The sequence below is a fragment of the Anoxybacillus gonensis genome (assembly GCF_001187595.1).
GTDB lineage: Bacteria > Bacillota > Bacilli > Bacillales > Anoxybacillaceae > Anoxybacillus > Anoxybacillus gonensis.
Window position 1 is genome coordinate 1,941,311 of sequence record NZ_CP012152.1, and the last position, 20,290, is coordinate 1,961,600.

At 42.1% G+C, this 20,290-nt stretch carries 25 protein-coding genes; 2 read left to right on the forward strand and 23 right to left on the reverse strand.

Translation table 11 applies throughout. The annotated features are described in order from the left end of the window. Position 1: 1 nt before the first annotated feature. The gene (locus AFK25_RS10225; RefSeq protein WP_035066700.1) at positions 2-1,279 is read right to left on the reverse strand and encodes a DEAD/DEAH box helicase; all 1,278 of its coding nucleotides are present in this window, start codon (positions 1,277-1,279) and stop codon (positions 2-4) included. 157 nt (positions 1,280-1,436) lie between these two features. On the opposite strand from AFK25_RS10225, the gene vrrA reads away from it, so the two are divergent. Both vrrA and AFK25_RS10235 read left to right on the forward strand, forming a co-directional pair. Further along, positions 1,437-1,907 (forward strand): VrrA/YqfQ family protein, encoded by a 471-nt coding sequence (gene vrrA, locus AFK25_RS10230; RefSeq protein ID WP_035066696.1) that lies wholly within the window; start codon positions 1,437-1,439, stop codon positions 1,905-1,907. A 67-nt stretch (positions 1,908-1,974) separates the two neighbouring features. Next, positions 1,975-2,922, forward strand: a complete 948-nt coding sequence (locus AFK25_RS10235; RefSeq protein ID WP_035066693.1) for a 4-hydroxy-3-methylbut-2-enyl diphosphate reductase — start codon at positions 1,975-1,977, stop codon at positions 2,920-2,922. A gap of 9 nt (positions 2,923-2,931) precedes the next feature. Here AFK25_RS10235 and AFK25_RS10240 read toward each other — a convergent pair whose 3' ends face one another. From AFK25_RS10240 to mtaB, 22 genes are all read right to left on the reverse strand, one after another. Further along, positions 2,932-4,050 carry a Nif3-like dinuclear metal center hexameric protein gene (locus tag AFK25_RS10240; RefSeq protein WP_035066690.1) on the reverse strand — a complete coding sequence of 373 codons (1,119 nt, stop codon included), beginning with the start codon at positions 4,048-4,050 and terminating at the stop codon, positions 2,932-2,934. Then, a complete protein-coding gene (locus tag AFK25_RS10245; protein ID WP_035066688.1) occupies positions 4,047-4,751 on the reverse strand; it encodes a tRNA (adenine(22)-N(1))-methyltransferase in 705 nt (234 codons plus the stop codon). The genes AFK25_RS10240 and AFK25_RS10245 overlap by 4 nt, the downstream gene beginning before the upstream one ends. A gap of 90 nt (positions 4,752-4,841) precedes the next feature. After that, entirely contained in the window at positions 4,842-5,204 is a 363-nt protein-coding gene (gene cccA / locus AFK25_RS10250; RefSeq protein WP_009374010.1) for a cytochrome c550, read from the reverse strand. Between the two features lie 110 nt (positions 5,205-5,314). Then, on the reverse strand, positions 5,315-5,848 hold the full coding sequence (locus tag AFK25_RS10255) for a hypothetical protein (RefSeq protein ID WP_019416903.1): 534 nt from the start codon (positions 5,846-5,848) through the stop codon (positions 5,315-5,317). A gap of 74 nt (positions 5,849-5,922) precedes the next feature. Next, positions 5,923-7,041 carry an RNA polymerase sigma factor RpoD gene (rpoD, locus tag AFK25_RS10260; protein WP_019416902.1) on the reverse strand — a complete coding sequence of 373 codons (1,119 nt, stop codon included), beginning with the start codon at positions 7,039-7,041 and terminating at the stop codon, positions 5,923-5,925. Beyond that, entirely contained in the window at positions 7,034-8,845 is a 1,812-nt protein-coding gene (gene dnaG / locus AFK25_RS10265) for a DNA primase (RefSeq protein WP_035066685.1), read from the reverse strand. The genes rpoD and dnaG overlap by 8 nt, the downstream gene beginning before the upstream one ends. Positions 8,846-9,140: 295 nt before the next feature. Continuing rightward, complete coding sequence (locus tag AFK25_RS10270) at positions 9,141-9,947, reverse strand: pyruvate, water dikinase regulatory protein (RefSeq protein ID WP_019416901.1); 807 nt, start codon at positions 9,945-9,947, stop codon at positions 9,141-9,143. Positions 9,948-9,959: 12 nt separating this feature from the next. Beyond that, positions 9,960-10,589, reverse strand: a complete 630-nt coding sequence (ccpN, locus tag AFK25_RS10275) for a transcriptional regulator CcpN (RefSeq protein WP_026011540.1) — start codon at positions 10,587-10,589, stop codon at positions 9,960-9,962. 91 nt (positions 10,590-10,680) lie between these two features. Continuing rightward, complete coding sequence (recO, locus tag AFK25_RS10280) at positions 10,681-11,442, reverse strand: DNA repair protein RecO (protein WP_009374019.1); 762 nt, start codon at positions 11,440-11,442, stop codon at positions 10,681-10,683. A 19-nt stretch (positions 11,443-11,461) separates the two neighbouring features. After that, positions 11,462-11,605, reverse strand: coding sequence for a YqzL family protein (locus tag AFK25_RS14850; RefSeq protein ID WP_019416900.1), 144 nt, complete (start codon positions 11,603-11,605; stop codon positions 11,462-11,464). A gap of 99 nt (positions 11,606-11,704) precedes the next feature. Then, on the reverse strand, positions 11,705-12,613 hold the full coding sequence (gene era / locus AFK25_RS10285; protein ID WP_035066681.1) for a GTPase Era: 909 nt from the start codon (positions 12,611-12,613) through the stop codon (positions 11,705-11,707). Between the two features lie 66 nt (positions 12,614-12,679). Continuing rightward, positions 12,680-13,066, reverse strand: a complete 387-nt coding sequence (locus AFK25_RS10290; RefSeq protein WP_035067050.1) for a diacylglycerol kinase family protein — start codon at positions 13,064-13,066, stop codon at positions 12,680-12,682. A 6-nt stretch (positions 13,067-13,072) separates the two neighbouring features. Beyond that, positions 13,073-13,540, reverse strand: coding sequence for an rRNA maturation RNase YbeY (gene ybeY / locus AFK25_RS10295; RefSeq protein ID WP_035066678.1), 468 nt, complete (start codon positions 13,538-13,540; stop codon positions 13,073-13,075). Positions 13,541-13,600: 60 nt separating this feature from the next. Then, positions 13,601-14,563 carry a PhoH family protein gene (locus AFK25_RS10300; RefSeq protein WP_009374023.1) on the reverse strand — a complete coding sequence of 321 codons (963 nt, stop codon included), beginning with the start codon at positions 14,561-14,563 and terminating at the stop codon, positions 13,601-13,603. A gap of 3 nt (positions 14,564-14,566) precedes the next feature. Then, positions 14,567-15,754 (reverse strand): sporulation protein YqfD, encoded by a 1,188-nt coding sequence (gene yqfD / locus AFK25_RS10305; protein ID WP_009374024.1) that lies wholly within the window; start codon positions 15,752-15,754, stop codon positions 14,567-14,569. Positions 15,755-15,765: 11 nt separating this feature from the next. Further along, entirely contained in the window at positions 15,766-16,050 is a 285-nt protein-coding gene (gene yqfC / locus AFK25_RS10310; RefSeq protein WP_009374025.1) for a sporulation protein YqfC, read from the reverse strand. A 53-nt stretch (positions 16,051-16,103) separates the two neighbouring features. Continuing rightward, the gene (locus AFK25_RS10315; RefSeq protein WP_035066675.1) at positions 16,104-16,457 is read right to left on the reverse strand and encodes a hypothetical protein; all 354 of its coding nucleotides are present in this window, start codon (positions 16,455-16,457) and stop codon (positions 16,104-16,106) included. Positions 16,458-16,464: 7 nt separating this feature from the next. Next, positions 16,465-17,454, reverse strand: a complete 990-nt coding sequence (floA, locus tag AFK25_RS10320) for a flotillin-like protein FloA (protein ID WP_009374027.1) — start codon at positions 17,452-17,454, stop codon at positions 16,465-16,467. Beyond that, a complete protein-coding gene (locus tag AFK25_RS10325; RefSeq protein WP_009374028.1) occupies positions 17,451-18,113 on the reverse strand; it encodes an NfeD family protein in 663 nt (220 codons plus the stop codon). The genes floA and AFK25_RS10325 overlap by 4 nt, the downstream gene beginning before the upstream one ends. Positions 18,114-18,198: 85 nt before the next feature. After that, positions 18,199-18,642, reverse strand: coding sequence for a GatB/YqeY domain-containing protein (locus AFK25_RS10330; protein WP_003393899.1), 444 nt, complete (start codon positions 18,640-18,642; stop codon positions 18,199-18,201). A gap of 14 nt (positions 18,643-18,656) precedes the next feature. After that, a complete protein-coding gene (rpsU, locus tag AFK25_RS10335) occupies positions 18,657-18,830 on the reverse strand; it encodes a 30S ribosomal protein S21 (RefSeq protein WP_003393897.1) in 174 nt (57 codons plus the stop codon). Positions 18,831-18,929: 99 nt separating this feature from the next. Beyond that, positions 18,930-20,282, reverse strand: a complete 1,353-nt coding sequence (gene mtaB / locus AFK25_RS10340; protein WP_009374029.1) for a tRNA (N(6)-L-threonylcarbamoyladenosine(37)-C(2))-methylthiotransferase MtaB — start codon at positions 20,280-20,282, stop codon at positions 18,930-18,932. Positions 20,283-20,290 lie beyond the last annotated feature (8 nt).

The following is a 20,290-nucleotide window of genomic DNA, read 5'->3' on the forward strand; positions in this document are numbered from 1 at the left end:
CTTATTTCTTTTTCGCTCTTTGTTTTTTCAACTGCTCTCGTAATTTTTTCTTATATCCCGGTTTGACTTTCTTTTGTTTTTTCGCTATTTTTTCAACGAGTTGCTCAACTTCATCTTTTTTCTCTTTTTTCCGTCCATTCCACGCATCGAGCTCAATCCATTCACCATGACGAAAATCACGATGAAGGAAATGAATTCCTTTTTTCTCTAACTTCACTAACGCATGTTGATCAGATGGTTCGTAAATCGTTGTGGCCGTACCAGCATAACCTGCACGCCCTGTTCGACCTGTACGATGTACGTAAAAATCTAAATCCGTTGGCAGTTCATAATTGATGACGTGGCTGACGCCTTCAATATCGATTCCGCGCGCGGCTAAATCTGTCGCGACAATGTATTGGAATTGTAAATCACGAATTGCTTTCATCATCTTTTTTCGCTCGCGCGGAGTTAAATCCCCATGTAACACGCCTACTTTTAATCCTTTTTCAATTAAACCGTTTGCCACTTCATCAGCTGTTTTACGCGTGTTTACAAAAACAATGGCTAAATATGGGTTGTAACTAACTAATATATCGTGTAAAAGCTGCAAACGATCGCGATGGCGAAGCGGGATTAAAATATGCTCAATGGTTGATGCGGCTACTTGCTTCGGAGCAATATGGATATGTGTCGGGTGCTCCATATATTTTTTCAAAAACGGCTTTAACTTTTCTGGAATCGTTGCTGAAAAGACGAGCATTTGCAAGTCTTCTGGCATGCATCCTGCCACTTGGTCGACATCTGTAAGAAATCCCATATCAAGCATAACATCTGCCTCATCAATGACAAGCATCCGAGCCGTATGAACAAATAGCGCTTGTTCACGAACGAGATCATACACGCGCCCCGGTGTGCCAATGACGATATGAGGTTGTGTTTTCAACTTTTCAATCGATCGTAATTTATCTGTTCCGCCGACAAAACAGCGCGCTGTAATGCGATGATCGTTTGGACAAAATTTCGTTATTTTTAATACTTCATGATAAATTTGCGTAGCTAACTCACGCGTCGGTGCTGTAATAACCGCTTGTACTTCGTCAACATGTGGATCAATGCGTTCGATGATCGGCAATAAATACGCATGCGTCTTTCCTGTTCCCGTTTGCGATTGCCCGATGACGCTCTCTCCACGCAAGACAGCCGGAATGACACGCTCTTGAATAGGTGTTGGTTTATGAAACTTTAAATGATGAAGCGCCTCTATAATAAACGGATGAAACGAAAAACGTTCAAACATAGTTTCTCATCCCCTTTCTTCTTCAGTAAAAAAATAGACCAGTTACATATTATATACGAACATAAACCGTTCATTCAACTATATGAGCTTTTCTGCATATCGTAGTATAGATGAAAAAAGCATAAACCTTCACTTCATACAGAAAGGAGGAACTTCATTGCGGCGTCCATTTATGTTTCCACCTTCACGTTCGCCTATGCCGCCTATGTGGTCGCAACCGATGATGCGTCAAGCACAAGGGGGCATGTTTTCACGATTGTTTGGCAACCAATTTCCTGCCCAAACGCTTGGCGCTGGCGGGGCATTGCCAAGTATCGATTCGATGTTAACAAATGTACAAAAAATGTTAAACATGGTCCAAACGATTACACCAATGGTGCAACAATACGGTCCACTCATTAAAAGCGTCCCATCGATGATGCGTCTTTTTCGCGAATTTAAACAATCAGACACAACAAACGAAGCAACTAAAACAGCAAGTGAAACGAACGAAACAGCACGCGCAACAAGCGCAGCAACGACAGAGCAAAAAACCCTAAAAAAACAACGACCAATTCCAACAAAAAGCGAACGAAAACAAGAAAAAACGAATGAAAAAGGGAAATCTGTGCCAAAACTATATATTTAACTTTTGTATGTTCGCCCCTTCTTTTATATAATGAATACGACAAACACGCCAAGAAGGAGCGATCCATATGGAAGTCATTAAAATTACGCCACGCGGATATTGTTACGGAGTCGTTGATGCGATGGTCATCGCTCGCAACGCCGCGCTCGATCCGACGCTGCCACGACCGATCTACATTTTAGGCATGATCGTTCATAATAAACATGTCACCGATGCATTTGCGGAAGAAGGAATTATTACACTTGACGGTCCGAATCGACTTGAAATTTTAGAAAACATTGACCGCGGCACAGTCATTTTTACCGCTCACGGCGTTTCACCTGAAGTAAAACAGCGCGCAAGAGAAAAAGGGCTTGTCACCATTGACGCTACATGCCCAGATGTGACAAAAACACACGAGCTTATTCGTGAAAAAGTAGCGAATGGATACGAAGTCATTTACATCGGAAAAAAAGGGCACCCTGAACCAGAAGGGGCTGTCGGCGTTGCGCCACATGCCGTTCATTTAATTGAAAAACCTGAAGATGTAGAACAACTGAATATTCAAGCAAAACATATTATTGTGACGAACCAAACGACAATGAGCCAATGGGACGTTGCACATATTATGGAAAAAGTAAGAGAAAAATATCCACATGTTGAAATGCACCGTGAAATTTGTTTAGCAACACAAGTGCGGCAAGAAGCGGTCGCTGAACAAGCAAAAGAAGCAGATGTCACGATCGTTGTCGGTGATCCGAGAAGCAATAATTCGAATCGACTTGCCCAAGTATCTGAAGAAATTGCGGGAACGAAAGCATATCGTGTCGCTGATGTGACTGAAATTGACATCGAATGGATTAAAGACGCCAAAAAAGTTGCAGTCACTGCCGGCGCATCTACACCAACACCGATTACAAAAGAAGTCATTGACTTTTTGGAACAGTTCGACCCGAACAATCCTGAAACATGGAAACGAGAACGAAAAGTGCCGCTCACAAAAATTTTACCAAAAGTGAAAAAAAGAGGCGAATAAGCCTCTTTTTTATATAAACGTAAACGGTTCCGTATGGGCTTGTGATACGTATATATCAACATCAAATTTTTGCTGCACAAACATCGTTCTTAATACGTTCGCTACCCCTTCTTTCATCACTTTTTCGACATGATGTCCCGGATCAACGACATTCAAGCCGAGCATGAGTGCATCATGTGCCACATGATAATATAAGTCGCCAGTGACGTACACATCCGCTCCCCTCATTTTCGCTTGATGAATATATTTGTTTCCATCTCCACCGATAACTGCAACTTTTCGTACACGACTCGTCAATTCGCCAACGACACGAACAGCTGGTACACGCAATGCCTGTTTGACATGTTCAGCAAATTGTTGTAACGTCATTTCCTCGCTTAATGTCCCGATTCGTCCAAGCCCATATGTCTCTCCTTTATTTTCAAGCGGATATATATCATATGCCACTTCTTCGTACGGATGTGCTTGCAACATCGCTTGAACAACTTTTCTTTGCAGACGCGTAGGAACAATCGTTTCTACACGCACTTCTTCCACTGTTTCTAACGTTCCTTGTTGCCCGATAAATGGATTAGCGCCTTCCTCTGGTCGAAACGTCCCGATTCCTTCGCTATTAAATGTACAATGGCTATAATTTCCGATATGTCCAGCCCCTGCATCACCAATCGCTTTTCTCACCGCATCGGCATGTGTGCGCGGCACATATACAACAAGCTTTTTCAACGGCTCTTCATACGTCGGAACAAGGACGTCAACGTTTTGTAATTGAAGCGCTTCAGCGAGCCAATCATTTACCCCGCCTTTTGCAATATCTAAATTTGTATGTGCTGCATAAATCGCAATATCATGTTTTATACATTTTTCAATCATACGACCGTACGGCTGATCGGTCACAATATGTTTAAGTGGACGGAAAATTGGTGGATGGTGCGCAATGATTAAATCAATGTTTTGTTCAATCGCTTCATCGACGACATGTTCTAATACATCTAACGTAATCATGATACGGCGAATCGGTTTATTTAGCGTGCCGATTTGCAACCCGATTTTATCGTCTTCCATCGCCAAGTGTTTTGGGGCAAACTGTTCAAATAGTTGAATGACTTCATATCCGTTTGGTGTCTTCATCGCTTCAAAGCCTCCTCTACCATTTGCAACGTGTCAACAAATTGTTGTCGCTTTTTGACTGCCTCTTCCGTTTTCGCATATTTCAATTGCTCGATGACGTTTTGCCAATGCTTCATTTCCATCGCCCATTTTTTTTCAAATACTTCGTTTCGTTCTTTTAGTAAAAACGGACCGAGCAATAGCTCAACATGAAGTTGCGTATACGGACGATAAGGATCGCCACGCTCTGCAACGAGCACTTCGTACGTTTGCCCATCTTCCTCTAAAATGCGTTCATTAATTAATTCCCACTCATTGTCTAGCAACCATTTTCGCACAATATGTGCACCGACATTTGGCTGTAAAATTAAACGTTGAACGGATGCCAATTTTTCCTTTCCTGCTTCTAAAATATTTGAGATAAGCGTTCCTCCCATCCCTGCAATTGTTACACAATCGACTTCATTCGGTGCTACTACTTGTAGCCCATCCCCTTTTCGAACGGAAATGACGTGAGACAGTCCGCACTTTTCGACTTGTTGTTTGGCAGAGCGAAACGGTCCGTCCGCTACTTCACCTGCCACTGCTTTTGTTATGTATCCGTGCAAATACGCATAACACGGCAAATACGCATGATCTGAACCGATGTCTGCTAATACGCTTCCTTTTGGAATAAATGAAACAACTGTTTGCAATCGCTTAGATAGCTGTAATTCGTTCACGATGATCACCACACTTTTTTCTTCAGTTTATCATGTTTTATAAGAAACGAAAAATCCCTTCACCGAAGTAAAGGGATCTTTCTTCTCCGTTTATTTTAATTCAGAAAGCCATTTTGCCATTTCTTCTGCTTGATCCGCAGGAACTAATCCAGCTGGCATGCTTCCGCGACCGTTTGTTATTACTTCTTTAATTTGGTCAACAGATAGACGATCACCGACACCTTTTAATGCCGGACCAACGCCACCTTCATAGTTCGCGCCGTGACATGCAACACAGCTTTTTTTGTAAATGTCTTCTGGCCCTGCAGCTGCTGTTTCTTCTGTCTTCGCGCCGCCTTCTTTCTCTTTCGCAACTTCTTTCATATCTCCGAGGCCTTTCACAGACAGAAAGAAAATGAGACCAATTCCCATCACCATAATAAGTGCAAATGGGATTAACGGATTGCGATTCATACTTTACCCTCCCTTATGTAATAAAGCATGTTTTTCAAAATGAAAACGTTACAAACAATTTTATTGTACTTTAAATTCCCATAAAGGAAAAGCCCTGTATGTAAATTTTTTTAAATGAAAAATGAAGAAAAAAGAAGAATGATGCCGACAACGCCCGAAATGACAAAATACATAAGCGAAAAACGCCAACCGATGAGCAGCCAAACAAAACAATTTCCCATCACCGTGAGCGCTAATGCACTTGTGCTCCCAGAAAAATAAACATCGCATGTACGAATAGAAAGTAGAAGAAGCGACAAAGCACCGATCATGAGAGCCATATGAACAACGATTTTATGTTTTACAAAAAAACGAACAGCAATAAAACAAATTATGACAAAAAGTGACAAAATGAGCGTTTGCAAAACGAACGACAATTCAGTAAAATAAATGACAAGAAGGGCGAAAGATAAACATATACCGATCATCACCGCGGTTGCTCGAATCGCCCACGCTGGAACTTGCTTTGTCGGTGTTTCAACATCATCGCGATTTCCTTCCGTGTACAATGCAAGCAAAAAATCACAATATTGTTCCGGCAGCAATCGCGTTTGTTTCCAATATTTAATTTCATTAATAATGATTTCTTTTCGTTTTTGTTCCATTGAATACGCATTCCTTCCTAAATAAAGAAATAGCTTACTTCCATTGTAAGAAGTAAACTATTTCTTGTAAACGGTTATTCTAAAAAGTCTTTTAAACGTTTGCTGCGGCTTGGGTGGCGCAGTTTTCGCAACGCTTTTGCTTCAATTTGGCGAATGCGTTCGCGTGTCACACCAAACACTTTGCCCACTTCTTCAAGCGTTCGCGTACGTCCATCATCAAGACCAAAACGAAGGCGAAGTACATTTTCTTCTCGGTCTGTTAGTGTATCTAACACATCTTCGAGTTGTTCTTTTAACAGCTCATACGCTGCGTGTTCAGCTGGAGATGTTGCATCTTGATCTTCAATAAAATCGCCTAAATGAGAGTCGTCTTCTTCGCCAATTGGCGTTTCAAGCGATACAGGCTCTTGGGCAATTTTTAAAATTTCGCGCACTTTTTCCGGCGTTAAGTCCATCTCTTCCGCAATTTCTTCAGGAGATGGTTCGCGACCGAGGTCTTGCAAAAGTTGACGTTGAACGCGAATAAGCTTATTAATCGTTTCGACCATATGAACAGGGATACGGATCGTACGCGCTTGGTCAGCAATCGCACGAGTAATCGCTTGGCGAATCCACCATGTTGCATATGTGCTAAATTTATATCCTTTGCGGTAATCAAATTTTTCGACCGCTTTAATTAAACCCATATTTCCTTCTTGAATTAAGTCAAGGAAAAGCATGCCGCGACCAACGTAACGTTTCGCAATGCTAACGACGAGACGAAGGTTTGCCTCAGCTAGACGACGTTTTGCTTCTTCGTCTCCTTGTTCAATGCGTTTCGCTAGCTCAATTTCTTCTTCTGCTGACAATAGCGGTACGCGACCAATTTCTTTTAAATACATGCGAACAGGGTCGTTAATCTTTACCCCTGGAGGAACGCTTAAATCGTTTAAATCGAACTCTTCATCTTTTAAATCATCGAAGTCTGGGTCGTCTAAATCAGCATCATCTAAATCGGACTCGGCGACGACTTCGATCCCTTGTTCATTTAAATACTCATAATATTCATCCATTTGATCCGAATCAAGATCAAATGCGGATAATCGCTCAGCGATTTCTTCATAGGTAAGAACGCCACGTTTTTTACCTAGCTCGACTAATTGTTCTTTTGCTTGTTCTAACGTTAAATCGGAATGTGTTGACTTTTCAGCCATTTATTCCCCTCCTTCCAAAATGCAAAGACTTTCGCAAGGCAATCATTTCGCTTGCAATGCGTTTTGCGCACTCATAATCTTTTTGCCGTTCGGCATCGCGCAACTGCGCTTCTTTTTGCTTGAGCAACTGCTCTTTTGGGTAGTTGAGCACGCATTGAATGTAATCTCGCAACTCAGCTGACGAGATGTCTTCGTTGATCGGCATCATGGACAGCTCTGTAACGATGCGTTTTAATTGCGGATCATGAATGCGTTCAAGTAACGAGCTTACATCGGGTTCGTGTCCTTCTTCGTAAAACGCATATAAATAGGCGGCAATAGCGCGATGTTCTTCGACGTTAAATGCGCCTTCGATCGCTTCTTGAACCGTGTATGCGATCGCTTTATCGCGCAACATATGAGCAAGTAACATCCGCTCTGCTTTTTGAAAAGCTGGTAACAATTTCGCTTTCACAGGTGCAACGACCGTTTCACGACGTTCTTGCTTTTGTTCGACTTGTTTTTTTCCATAAACCATCATTTGCTCGCGTAGCGCATCCATGGAAATGGAAAATTCATTAGCTAGTTGTCGTAAATAATAATCCGCTTCAATCGCATTAGATAATCGGCTAATTTCTTTCACCGCTTCTTCAATATAACGAAGACGCTCACTTTCGTTTTGTAAATGGCGGCCGCGCTTTAAATATTCAAGCTTAAACGCTGTCAGCGACAAGCTTGCATCAAGCACGTGATGACGAAAACGATCAGCACCATATTTTTGTACATACTCATCAGGGTCAAGCCCATCTGGCATCATCGCAACTTTTACATAACAGCCAGCTTCAACGAGCGTCTCAGATGCTCTCAAAGCAGCGTCGATTCCTGCTCGATCCCCATCATAACAAACAATGACCGATGAAGCATTGCGACGAAGCATGCGCGCCTGTTCTTCCGATAAAGCTGTTCCCATCGTTGCTACAGCATAGGAAATGCCAGCTTGCACAGCAGCGATCACATCTGCAAATCCTTCAAACAGTACAACTTGCTGTTTTTGACGCATCGGTAAACGCGCTTCATGAAAGTGATATAAAATATGACGTTTATTAAAAATTGGAGTCTCGGGGCTATTCATATACTTCGGCTCTTCGTTTCCGAGCGCTCTCCCCGAAAAAGCAACCGTTTCTCCTTGATGGTTATGGATAGGAAACATAATGCGATGACGGAAACGATCAAAGTATGAGTCCTCTCCCGATTTTTTCACAATGAGTCCGGCCTGTTCCATCAGTGGAAGTGAGAAGCCTTTGTTTGCTAAAAATGTGACGGTCGCATTCCAAGACGGCAAAGCATAGCCAATTTCAAACTGTTCGATGAGCTCGCGCGTAAAGCCTCGTTGAAGCAAATAGTTCAATGCTTCTTCCCCTTCATTTGTATGCATCAGCAAATGATGATAAAACTTTTTTAATAGCTCGTGCGCAGCAATCATCGTCGCTGTTTCTTTCCGTTCCGATGTCGGATGCGCATCAACGACGTGCGATAAATCGACATTTGCTCGCGGTGCTAATCGTTTCACTGCCTCTATGAATGTAATCCCTTCGATGTCCATCAAAAACGAAAACACATTTCCGCCTGCTCCACAGCCAAAACAATGATAAATTTGCTTTTCTGGCGAAACAGAAAAAGAAGGTGTTTTCTCCCCGTGGAAAGGACATAACCCAAAGTAGTTGCGTCCTTGCTTTTTCAGTGAGACATACTGTTGGATGATGTCTACAATATCGACTGAGCGACGAATGTGCTCAACCGTTTCCTCAGGAATGCGTTGTCCCATATTTCAACAGCTCCAAACATATTTCGACAAAACTTGTTTCTGAAATAGAAATGTTTTGTATGTTTTTATTCTCCATCGCGCGAAACAATCCTTCTTTTTAAGAAAAAAATATTGTCGAAAATCCCGATGCATTGTCACTTGACAATTAGCTATAAATAGTTTATTCGTCCTATGTTCAGTCTAAACCTGTTTTATCACAATTTTTTATTATAATATAAAAAACATCAATTGGCTATAAAGTTTTTTATAAAAAAGGAAAAGCACATATCACACGTTGTGACTGTGCTTTGACTGCTTATTTTTCCCTTTTACGCATAATATTCATAATGACGTTCGCTGTTTCTTCGACTGCTTTATTTGTCACATCAATGACTTCGCAGCCAATTTTTTTCACAATCCCATCAAAATATTGTAGTTCTTCTTTAATTCGATCAATGTTTGCATAAATGGCACGGTCATCTAATCCGAGCGATTTTAACCGCTCACGACGAATTTCATTTAGCTTTTCTGGACTAATTTTTAAACCAAAACATTTTTCCGGCGGCACTTGAAATAATTCTTCAGGTGGATCTACTTCTGGAACGATCGGGACGTTCGCCACTTTAAATCGTTTATGGGCTAAATATTGTGATAACGGTGTTTTGGACGTGCGCGATACACCAATTAAAACGATATCCGCTCTCAAAATACCGCGTGGATCACGTCCATCATCGTACTTCACCGCAAATTCAATGGCTTCGATTTTTCGGAAATAGTCTTCATCTAACACACGAACAGGGCCCGGTTCGCAACGTGGCGACATTTGTAATAACTTTCCCATTTGTTCAATAAGCGGTCCGATAATGTCGTATACAGGCACTCCTTCACGTGCCGCTTCAGCTAATAAAAATTGACGCATTTCCGGTACAACTAACGTAAATACAATAATGCCTCGATTCATTTTTGCTAAAGCGACGACTTCTGATAACGTCTCCACATCTTCGACATAAGGAACACGTCGAAATTGAACGAGCGCCCCCTGAAACTGGCTCGCTGCTGCTTTTACAACGAGCTCGGCCGTCTCCCCTGCTGAGTCGGATACGACGTATACGATTTGACTCATGATTTTCCCCCTTTAAAGCACGTCTTCTTTCGCTAACGCGACAAGCACCTTCGTCATATTCGTTTTCGTAATGCGCCCGACGACTTCGTACCCTTTGTCCACCTTTTTGACAACAGGCATCGCATCAATTTGTTTTTCGATTAATTTTTGGGCGACATCAATAAGCAAATCATCTTTTTCACAAAATGTAATATTCGGCATGCGCGTCATAATAATATTGACAGGAATAGATGTCAACTCTTGTTTTCCGATGCTCGCACGCAACAAATCTTTACGAGATAACACACCGACAAGCAACGACTCGTCATCTACAACAAATAACGTGCCAACATCTTCTAAAAACATCGTGACAATCGCATCATAGACGCTCACATTTTCATTAATAACAACAGGAATGGACTGATAATCGCTCACTTTCATTTTTTTAATTTTATCAGCAAGCAATTGCGTCCCTGTTTTTCCTGTATAAAAATAACCAACACGAGGTCTTGCTTCTAAGTACCCAGCCATCGTTAAAATGGCTAAATCAGGCCGTAACGTCGCCCGCGTTAAATTGAGCTTTTCCGCAATATGCTCACCTGTAATCGGCCCGTGATCTTTGACGATTTGTAAAATTTGTTCTTGACGTTTATTGAGTTCGATTGTCGCTCACCACCTTACAATAGGCTACACTATAAGACCATATTATAATTCATCTTTATATTTTGCAAACAAAAGTGGGAAGCGGACAACGCTACATTTGTCCGCTTTCACCTTTTAACGTATGGATTTGCTGTAAAAACCGTTTTGTTTTCAGCGAAAGACCTGAATATTCATCGTAATAAGCTGAAATGATCGTTTGTAGTTGTCGTTTCGTTTCTTGTTTGACAGCGATTTGACCGATGCGAGACAAATCAACGTAGTAAAATAGGCGAAGTAATTTTAACACCGATGGAGTCATCGGGATGCGGTGTGGATCGTGCTCAAAACAACGGTGGCAAAGAAATCCTCCGTGTGCAATCGAAAAGGCAAACGTTCCTTCTTTTTCTCCACAAATAGCACAGCCATCTAACTTCGGATATAATCCGAATGCCGGAAGCAATTTCATTTCATATATGTACGTTAATACTTCGGCATCGAGCCCTTCATTCATATACGTCAATGTTTGTAAAAGAAGTTCAAATAAATACGGATTTGGTCGTCTTTCTTCGGTTGCTTTATCTGTCAATTCAACAATGTACGAGGCATATGCTGTTAAAAAAATGTCTTCGCGTATATGGCGCATCGTCGAAAGCAATTCCCCTTGATGCAAACTACCAACACCACGACTTTTTTGAACAAGATATATGCCGTATGTAAATATTTGCGTAACAGAAGAAAGGCGGCTGCTTGGCTTTTTCGCTCCCCTTGCCATTGCAGCAACCTTTCCCCATTCGCGTGTAAATATCGTCACAATTTTATTCGTCTCTCCATAGTCAATCGTTCGAATAACAATGCCTTCACATTTTTCAAACATATAACATAACCTTCCAAAGTTAAAGGACGTGATAATCTCTTTCCGTTATATGATACGTGGAATCGCTGGCTTGCTCTTGCGTTTCGCGTTCTAGCTCCTTAAACAAAAGATACGTGTCAATATTCCCTGTTTGGCTGAACAATTTCCAGGTAAAATCGAGCATCGAACCACACCTTTCTCTCGTTAGTTGACGGTGATTGAGCAGCTCACTTGTAGTTTGCCCTTTTTGCGCTGTCGCAATGTCTTTTAAAATTTTACAGCATTAATACTCATCTTCACGATAGCCAAGGTCTCGCAACTGTGCCATTTTATTGCGCCAATCTTTTTGTACTTTTACCCATAATTCTAAAAACACTTTTGAACCGAGTAGCGCCTCAATATCCGCGCGCGCACGTTGACCAATTTCCTTCAACATTTGACCGCGTTTGCCGATAATAATTCCCTTTTGCGAATCACGCTCAACGATAATGGTCGCTGCAACATATACCGTATCGCCATTTTCGCGACGTTCAATCGAATCAATCACAACAGCAATGGAATGTGGCACTTCTTCTCGCGTCAAATGGAGCGCTTTTTCACGAATAAACTCAGCAATGATAAATCGTTCAGGATGATCCGTTATTTGATGTGCTGGATAATATTGTGGTCCTTCAGGCAAGTAATGTTTAATTTGTTGCAACAACGTTTCTACATTGTTGCCTTGCAACGCTGAAATAGGGATGACTTCGGCAAACGAATGGAGTGAGCGATATTGCTCAATCAGCGGCAATAAATCGTCCGGGTGCACTTCGTCAATTTTATTAATGACTAAAAACACCGGTGTTTGTACTTGTTTTAAACGTTCAATAATAAACTCATCACCGCGACCGAGCCCTTCTACAGCATTCACCATAAATAAAATTAAATCAACTTCTTGCAACGCGCTTTGCGCTACTTTTACCATAAAATCGCCAAGCTTATGTTTCGGTTTATGAATGCCCGGCGTATCAATAAAAATGATTTGCGCGTCATCTGTTGTGTACACACCTTGAATTTTATTGCGCGTCGTTTGCGGCTTATCGCTCATAATTGCAATTTTTTGCCCGATGACGCGATTTAAAAATGTAGATTTTCCTACATTCGGTCTTCCGATAATTGCTACGAATCCTGATTTATATCCTTCTCGAATCATAAAACCCTCCATCGCATAAAGTATGCTTGCTTTTTATTTTACCAAAATATGAACGCGATTTCACTACTATTTATGAAAATGTAAAGAATTTTTAAAAAATACATACATATAAGGAAAGAAAATGGAAATCCCTATGATCACGGATATAAAAGCAAACATAAGTACAGCGCCAGCTGCTAAATCTTTTGCTTCTTTCGCTAAGGGCCGATACTCATCCGTCACTAAATCAACCGTCCGCTCTATTGCGCTATTGACGATTTCTAAACTCATCACTGCTCCAATCGTCAAAAGCAACACAAGCCATTCCATTTTTGAGACACGAAATATCGCTGCAGCAACGATAACAGCAATCGTTGCTACGAAATGAATGCGCATATTTCGCTCATGACAAATGGCAATTCGAATGCCATTTAAAGCATATAATACGCTAGCGACAAATCGCTTCCAACGCATCATCGATCATCTCGTTAAGCCAAATTGTTGTAATATGAGCTCTTGTTTCGTAAACATCTCTTTTTCTTCTTCTTCTGTTTCATGATCATAGCCAAGCAAATGTAAAAAGCCGTGAACCGCTAAAAAACCGAGTTCTCGCATAAAAGAATGACCGTATTGCTCCGCCTGCTCGCGTGCTTTCGGCACAGAAATGATAATATCCCCGAGCACAGGTGGTACATCTACACCGACAATTTCAATCTCTTCTTCGCCCATTTCTTCAAGGGCGAACGAAATGACATCTGTCGGCTGATCTTTTCCACGATAATCGCGATTTATTTCCCGAATTTTTTCATTGTCAACAAACGTAATGCTCACCTCTGCACCATCTGGCACATTTTCTTCCTTTGCCGCATGTTGCAATAGTTTTTCAATTCGTTCTATTTGCTCTTCTGTTATTTCATTGGTTTCATCTATAAAGTCAATCACTAACATAAAATCTCCCTCTTTCTTCTGTTAAAGTGCAAAAAGGACCCACGTGAATATGGGTCGCATTTACATTCCAGCATCTTCGTACGCAGCGATAATTTTACCGACGAGAGGATGGCGTACAACATCAGCTTGCTCCAAAAAGACAAATGAAATTCCGCTTACATTCGTCAAAATGTCTTTTGCAATCGCAAGCCCAGAACGAACTCCTTTCGGTAAATCGACTTGTGAAATATCGCCGGTAATCACCATTTTCGAGCCGAAGCCGAGACGTGTTAAAAACATTTTCATTTGCGAAGGCGTCGTATTTTGCGCCTCATCTAAAATGACAAACGCATCATCTAACGTTCGCCCGCGCATATATGCAAGCGGAGCAATTTCAATCGCACCGCGCTCAATTAATCGTTGGGTATGTTCATGACCAAGTACGTCATGAAGCGCATCATAAAGTGGGCGTAAATACGGATCGACTTTTTCCTTTAAATCCCCCGGCAAAAAGCCTAAATTTTCCCCAGCTTCCACAGCTGGACGCGTCAAAATAATTCGCTTGACTTGTCCGTTTTTTAACGCTTGTACAGCCATCACAACGGCTAAATACGTTTTTCCCGTTCCTGCTGGACCAATGCCGAAAATTAAATCATGGCGCTGAATGGCAGAAACGTATTGACGCTGACCGAGCGTTTTGACCCGAATCGCTTTCCCTTTCGCATTTTTTCCGATTTCTTCATTGTACAATTCAATAAAGTAAGAAATTGTTCCATTTTTGGCCATTTTTAGCGCATAAAGCACATCACGCTCGCTAATGACAATGCCTTTGCGAATAACAAGCAACAAATGACGCAACAACTCATCAACAAGCTCAATATGTTGTTTGTTTCCTGACACGCTTAACGATTCTCCACGCGTCACAATCGACACACCAAGTTCTTGCTCAATGCGCTTTAAATGAACATCGTGCGTACCGAACAAAGCGAGCGCTTCATCTGCATTTTGTACGTTAAGGTGAATCGTGACAAACTGTTCCGACATTCCTCAGTCTCCTTGAATAATTGGTTGTGGTATCGCAATGTTTTCAATGACTTGGTAATGCATTTCTACTTTTACTTTACCATTCTCCTTCGCCTCATGCAAAACTTTTTCACCTTGAATGTTCGCATCCGCAGGTAATTGTCGCTGTAACTGCTCACGCGCAATTTGTTTCGCTACCGCTTTTGCTTGTTCGTACGAATACTCACGAACAGCGATTTCTTTTTCACGCCACACGACTTTTTCATAAACAATCGGTAACGTCCATGTGAAAAAGCGGAACGTTTTTTCATCTACTTGTTTTTCAAATTGTGAAAACTGCTCTTCATGATCCCAAAAAATCGGAATTTTCCACGACCAAAAACGAACGTAATGTGTTTCACGTTTTTTTCCCGTCAACATATAAAACGTCGTTTTCATCGGAACAGCAACAGTAGACTTGTACCACGTCTCGCCTAAAATTTGACCGCGCGCTGGCACGATCTCTGTTTGCCCTTCTTTCCCAATAAAGCCCGAAACGAGCAATTGTCCCGGAACGACATGATCATTCACTTCTACCACTGCTTGACCTTGTTCAACAAACATGTACGTAATGACCGCTTTTTTCTTCGCAACAAGATGCTGGGGAGTATTCGATTTCGTTTCTGTCGGCTGCTTTTTTTCAACGACTTGGCAATATAACGTCGTTCCACGCCACTCCACACCAATCCACGTAATCGCATCTATCTTGTTGGTTAGCGTTCGTTGAATCGCTTCAGGAGGTGGAGTAACAAATTGCAACGCACCGCGCTCAACCCCTATTTTTTTCAACTCCTGCCTAACGGTATGTTCGACTTCTGGATTCGCCCCTGTGACTTCAATGCGCCAAATCATGTTAGATAATATAAACACGATACATATAAATGTAACGACTCCGATAACGATGCCGCTATTTTTCCACGATGCTTTTAGCCAAAACGGCGCCCCCCGACGATCGAGAACATATAATTTACAACCGCTTTTTCGCATCGCCGCTCGCACATGATGAATGTCGCGAAGGAGCATATGGCATGTTAGCGAATCGTCCCGCTCTCGCCTGACGTTCCATACATATATCCCACGGCGTGTAAATTCATTTAATAACCGCTCTAATCCTTTTCCAACAATACGTACTCGCAAATTCCCAGTCAGCTGATGCACCCATTCGTTTTTCACACCCGCCCCCCCTATTCTTCCAAATATAAAACTTGACTAATTTTCCCCTCGAGCAAAATTTCTTCCGGCAAAATCGTTTTAATGCTAAACGATTCCCCTTTGACAAGCAGCTGCCCGTTTTTTAATAACAAACGTAGTTCGCGATCTGTAAACAGGAGCAAACCACGATGATTCTCTATGTAGATATGAATATGTCCAATCATCGTAATACGGGGGAGGTCAGCGACAACATCCGCAGGTAGTTCCATTTGATTCGTTAACCATTGTCGCATTTTGCTTTTCCACTTTCCGATCATAAACAAAACCCCCTTTCATCTCATATGTATGAGTGAAACGGGGGTTGTAGCACTTATTTTCTACCAAACGGACGCTTTGCTCGCGGTGGACCGAGCACTTCTGAAAAAATCACGCCTTGCACGAGCGGGTGTTTAGGTAATTTTCTCCTCTCCACTCGTTGCTCTTCCGCTCGTTGCGGTGCGATCATTTGCTCTTGTTCTTTTTTCATCGATCGTCTCGTTCGTGGTTCCACTTCGGCCATCATAACTGGTGATTTCTGTTCTTGTTCTTGTTGTTTTTCTTGTTGTTGTTTTCGTTCAATCGTTTCTTCTCCCGCTTTCATTCGTTTTCCAACCCATGAGACAAATGCTGCCAAAATGAAAACGACAAATATGTTGTTTAGGAGCCATTCAATTAGCGCCATCATGTATTCCTCACTTTTTCTCGTCATCCGGATGTTGTGTCAATTTTCCAATGGAATCGCGCATGTTCGTATCTGCCATAATGTTTTTTAAGTTCATGTAATCCATCACACCAAGTTTGCCGGAACGAAGTGCTTCCGCCATCGCAAGCGGCACTTGCGCTTCGGCTTCTACGACTTTCGCCTGCATTTCTTGCACGCGCGCTTTCATTTCTTGCTCAAGTGCAACTGCCATCGCCCGACGTTCTTCCGCTTTCGCTTGTGCAATCTTTTTATCCGCTTCCGCTTGGTCTGTTTGTAATTCAGCACCAATGTTTTTCCCGATATCAATATCAGCAATGTCAATGGATAAAATCTCAAACGCTGTTCCTGAGTCTAACCCTTTTGCTAATACGGTTTGTGAAATCATATCTGGATTTTCAAGCACTTTTTTATGATCGTCTTGCGACCCGATCGTAGAAACAATCCCTTCTCCCACACGTGCAATAATCGTTTCTTCTCCCGCACCACCAACTAATCGATCAATATTCGCACGTACAGTGATGCGTGCTTTCGCTTTCACTTCAATACCGTCCATCGCTACACCAGCAATAAACGGGGTTTCAATGACTTTTGGATTGACGCTCATTTGCACCGCTTCTAATACGTTTCGACCGGCTAAATCAATTGCCGCACAACGTTCAAACGTTAAATTAATATTCGCTCGCTGCGCAGCAATTAACGCGTTAACGACGCGGTCGACATTTCCTCCCGCTAAATAGTGGCTTTCTAACTGGTTCGTCGTCACATCAAGCCCTGCTTTTTTTGCCTTAATTAATGGATTAATGACACGCGACGGAATGACGCGGCGTAAACGCATCCCGATAAGTGTGAAAATGCTAATCGGCACACCAGAAGCAAGTGCAGAAATCCAAAGCATAACGGGAACGAACGAAAAGAATACAGCTAACAACACAAGCCCTAACGCAATCGCAATAATAAGTAAAAGTTGATCCGGTGTCATACGATTTCCTCCTCTTTTTTACATTCTCGAACGACGACTTTTAACCCATCTACGTGAATAACTTCAATCGGTCGATGTCGTTCAATATATTCTCCTTCTGTGACAACATCTACACGTTCGCCGTCAATGAGCGCCGTTCCTGCTGGCCGCAATACAGTGATGGCCACTCCGCGTTTCCCGATGAAATCCATGCGCGCTTCATGAGACACATATCCTTCTTCATTCCGCTGTTCGTCGGTAAGCACAATTTTTTCAAAAAACGCCATCTTCTTTTTGCTCACCCGGCTAAGCCATAAGCCCACCATTAGCGCACTCACGATCGCTACTGCTAACGATATCGTAACAAACGGGGAATGTTTGGCGGCTAAAAATAAGCTCCAGACGAGCGTACCGAGCCCAAGAAAGCCAATAACGCCACCTGGCACAAACAACTCAATGACTAACAAAATAAGACCAATAGCAAACAACATCATCGCCCCAACGGTTGTTAAACCAGCTGCTAAATGCGATGAGAAAAAAAGCAAAAAACAAATGATGCTTACAGTTCCTTTCCATCCCCAACGCGCATCGTACAGTTGCCAAACGAACGTGACGCTTCCGGCAATTAACAAAAGCGCAGCGAGAAATGGATGCGTGAAAGCAACAATGAGACCGGCCATCCTTTTTCCTCCCTTCATCTTTAGTACGTGTGAAAAGAAAAAAAGTTTCAAAAACAGAAAAACACCTTACGATATCGTAAGGTGTTTAACTTAAATGTTGTTGAACAAGTTTGTTTACGAGCGAGCCGTCAGCTTTTCCTTTCACTTTCGGCATGATCGCTCCCATCACTTTACCCATATCCGCTTTTGAGGAAGCGCCGACTTCGGCAATCGTTTCTTTCACGATTTGCACTAGCTCTTCTTCGCTCAACTGCTTCGGCATGTAAAGTTCAAGAACCGTAATCTCTTCCTTGACTTTATCAACAAGGTCTGTGCGACCAGCTTTTTCAAATTCTTGGAGGGAGTCTTTACGCTGTTTTAATTCGCGAGAAAGTACGGTTAATTCTTCATCTTCGGTCAACGTTTTGCCAAGTTTAATCGCTTCGTTTTGCAAAGCGGATTTCACCATGCGAATGACCGACAATTTGTCCTTCTCTTTGTTTTTCATCGCTTGCTTCATATCATTGTTCAAACGTTCGAGAAGACTCATAAATACACCCTCTTTTAATATTTGCGCTTTCTAGCCGCTTCAGACTTTTTCTTACGTCTTACGCTTGGCTTTTCATAGAATTCGCGCTTTCTTGCTTCTTGCAACGTACCTGTTTTTGAAACCGCACGTTTGAAGCGACGAAGAGCATCTTCAAGCGACTCGTTTTTACGAACGATCGTTTTCGACATCCTACTTCCCTCCCTCCGAACAAAACCGCTAATCCTTGGTACATGTGGAACATGTACTTTCAAAGTATAATATAACCAAGTTCATAAGTCAACTTCTTTTTATGAGCTTAATCGAACAGCTTCGTGATGATCATTCATGACACGTACAAATTCCCCTTCGTTATACGGATATCCAGCTTTTGTAATTTTCACTTTAACAAGTTGACCGACCATCTCTTCTGTTGCCGGAAATTTTACTTTTAAATAATTGTCCGTATAGCCAACATATAAGCCGCTCGCTGGATCTTCTTTGTACGGCTCTTCTGGAATGACTTCAAGCACTTGCCCTTCAAACTTCGATGCATATTCTTTTGCTAGTTGATCAGAAAGTGTAATTAAGCGATGAACGCGCTCATTTTTCACTTCCTCATCTACTTGATCTGGCATTCTTGCTGCTGGCGTGCCTGTCCGCTTCGAATATGGGAAAACATGCAGTTCAGAAAAACGCTGTTCACGAATAAACGCATATGTTTCCATAAACTCTTCTTCCGTTTCACCTGGGAAACCGACAATGACGTCAGACGTAACAGCTAAATCTGGGAATACTTCACGCAAACGCGCTAACCGTTCCGCAAAAAATTCCGTTGTATATTTGCGACGCATCCGCTTCAACACCGTATTTGAGCCCGATTGCAACGGAATGTGTAAATGGCGGACGATTTTATCCGACTGTTTTAATACATCAATGACTTCATCTGTAATTTGACTCGCTTCAATCGACGAAATACGCAATCGTTTTAATCCTTTCACTTGCTCATCGATGTCGCGCAACAACATGGCAAAATTGTAGTCTTTCATATCTTCTCCATATCCACCTGTATGGATGCCTGTTAATACAATTTCCTTATAGCCTGCATCAACAAGCTGTTGCGCTTGACGAATGACTTCTTTCGGATCGCGTGAACGCATTAAGCCGCGCGCCCATGGAATAATACAAAACGTACAAAAGTTATTGCAACCTTCTTGAATTTTCAGCGATGCGCGCGTCCGATCCGTAAACGCCGGTACATCCAATTCTTCATATACACGCGTTTTCATAATGTTGCGCACACCGTTAATCGGTTCACGCTGTTGTTTAAACTGCTCGATGTACTCTAAAATTTTCCCGCGATCTTGTGTACCGATGACGATATCGACACCTGGAATAGCCATCACTTCCGCTGGGGACGTTTGCGCATAACAGCCCGTTACACAAACGACCGCATCCGGATTGCGACGCACCGCACGTCGAATGACTTGGCGGCTTTTTTTATCCCCTGTATTCGTGACTGTACATGTATTAATAACATATACATCGGCATGGCTTTCAAAATCTTTTCGCTCATATCCTGCTTGTTTAAACAATTGCCAAATCGCCTCTGTTTCGTAATGATTCACTTTGCATCCTAACGTATGAAATGCAACCGTTGGCATGTATATCA